The sequence below is a fragment of the Actinomycetota bacterium genome (genome assembly GCA_036280995.1).
GTDB lineage: Bacteria > Actinomycetota > CALGFH01 > CALGFH01 > CALGFH01 > CALGFH01.
Genome location: DASUPQ010000360.1, coordinates 1 through 2,184, shown reverse-complemented (window position 1 = coordinate 2,184; position 2,184 = coordinate 1). Strand labels below are relative to the sequence as shown.

Here is a 2,184-nt window from a genome sequence, read left to right as displayed (position 1 = left end):
CGGCGTAGCGGCCCACCCCACCCTCATGACCCTCGCCGCCGCTGTCTCGGCCAGGACGGCACGCAGTTGCCATTCGCTCGTGCCTGGCCTGGCCCGGACTTCGCAGCAGTATGCGGTACCTCGCCGCGGTGCCAGGCAGCGACTACGAGCAGCCTAGCTTGGCCTGCAGCCTATCCTGCGGCCCATGGCCGTCAACGCTGTGCTGCCGCTTGCCGCACTGCGGCCAGGGTCCGGCGGCGTAGCCCCTCAGGGAGCGGGGTGGCCGGCGCTGCCCTGGCCAGTAGTTCGGGTACACCCCGCAGCTCCCCAACTTGGTGGCGGCAGTTGGCGCACGTTGAAAGGTGGACCGCGAACGCGTCGGCCTCGTTGGACTCCGACCTGCCGGGCACATAGATAACGACCTCGATGTGCGGATCAGCCGGCTCAGACATGGACGTCACGCGTGCCAGCGCCTCCTTCAACGAGCCGAGCCCCGTAGGTGATACGGCTCCTACCAGTACGGTCCCGCAGGCATCCAAGGTTCACGCTGCTTGGCCTATCCACCGTGGGCCTCGGCCCCGGGGGCGACGTCGACCGAGGCAGTTGGCCGGGCCGACAGGGGGAAACGTCAGATTGTCCGCAGGCCGTACAGCACGCGTTCCAGGAGGGCCAGGTCGGGGCGGTCGCCGGTCTGGGTCGGGCGGTGGACCATGACCAGGCCCTCGTCGGCCATGTCGCCGACCAGCACCCGGGTCACGCCGAGGGGCAGATCGAGGCGGGCCGAGACCTCGGCGATGGAGAGGATGTCGCGGCACAGGGCGGCGATGGCCCGCTGCTCAACGGTCAGCTTCGGGGAGCGCTCGCCGCTGGAAGTGGTGGAGACCAGCGCCTCGATCTCCAGGTCCGTGTGGGCCGGCCGGGTGCGCCCGCCGGTCATGGAGTAGGGGCGGACCCGTCTGCGGCCGGCCGCTGGCTGGTCTTCGGGAGTGGTCACGCGCGCCCCCCTCTACCTGGCTCCGCGTGGATGGCTCATGACGGGAGGACGGCTTGGAGCTCGGCGCGGAGGCTGGGGGTGAGGACGTCGCCGGCCCGGGCCACGAGCACGGCCATCTCGTAGGCCACCACCCCGACGTTGCAGGTGTTGGTGGCCAGCACGGAAAGGCAGGAGCCGTCGCTGATCGACATGACGAACAGGAAGCCGCGGTCCATCTCGACCACGGTCTGCTTGACCAGGCCGCCCTCGAAGCAGCGGGAGGCGCCCTGGGTCAGGCTGGCCAGGCCGGAGGCGATGGCGGCGAGCTGGTCGGCCCTGGGCCGGTCCAGCCGCTCCGACACCGCCACCGGCAGCCCGTCGGCGGAGACGACCATGGCGTGGGCCACGCCCGGGGTCGCCTTGGCGAAGTTGGCGACAAGCCAGTTGAGGTTGCGAGCATCGGCGCTGAGCTCTGGCATCTCCCCTCTCCCCCGGGGTCGCTAGGGTCCTTCCGGTGGACGCTCGCCCCGGTCCGAGCCCCCGGCGACGGTGCGGCCGCGCTCGATGCCGGTGCGGTAGCTGGACAGCATGCTGCGGACCTCGTCCGGGGAGCGGCCGGCGGACGGCTGGCCCGGCGGCGGTGGCTGAGCCTCGGCCTGCTGGCTGGCCACCATGCCGGGGGCCAGGTTGGCCCGGGGCACCCGCCGGGGCAGGCCGGCCTGGGTCACCCGCTCGCCCTGGTCGGGCGCGGGGGCCGCGGCCGCCGGCGGCGCCGTTGGCGGTGCCTCGGCGGCGGCCGGGGGTGGCCGGGAGGGCCGCGGCTCGTCGGCCGGAGGGGGCGGCGGGGCCGGGGTGTCGTCGCGCACCCGGGCCCGCTCGGCCCGGTACAGGGGGGCGTCGTCGTCGGCCGCGCGGACCGGCTCGGGCCGGTAGAGCGGCGGCCCCTCGGGAACCGGCGGCGGCGCGCCGGCGACCCGCTCGGGCGCCGGCGGCGCCCGGAACGGCCGCGGCTCGTCGGCCGGAGGCGGCGGGGAGGGACGGAACGGGCGGGGCTCCTCGGCCGGCGGAGCCGGGCGGTAGGGCCGGGGCTCGTCGACCCGCGGGGCCGAGCTGCCGGCGGGATGGCCGGCCTGCCGGGCGGCGGCGCCGTCGGCGGCCCCCCCGCCGTCGGCGCCGCGCTGGTGCTGGCGCTGGCGGTGCGGCAGCGGGGCCGGCTCCGCCGGCTCGGTCAC

3 protein-coding genes are annotated in these 2,184 nt (G+C 75.4%); all 3 read right to left on the bottom strand.

Going from position 1 to position 2,184, the window contains the following annotated elements:
* Positions 1-607: 607 nt before the first annotated feature.
* Complete coding sequence (locus tag VF468_12140) at positions 608-973, bottom strand: DUF742 domain-containing protein (GenBank protein ID HEX5879047.1); 366 nt, start codon at positions 971-973, stop codon at positions 608-610.
* Between the two features lie 35 nt (positions 974-1,008).
* Complete coding sequence (locus VF468_12135) at positions 1,009-1,431, bottom strand: roadblock/LC7 domain-containing protein (protein ID HEX5879046.1); 423 nt, start codon at positions 1,429-1,431, stop codon at positions 1,009-1,011.
* A gap of 21 nt (positions 1,432-1,452) precedes the next feature.
* Positions 1,453-2,184: hypothetical protein (locus tag VF468_12130; protein HEX5879045.1), on the bottom strand; the 732-nt coding region annotated here is incomplete at its 5' end.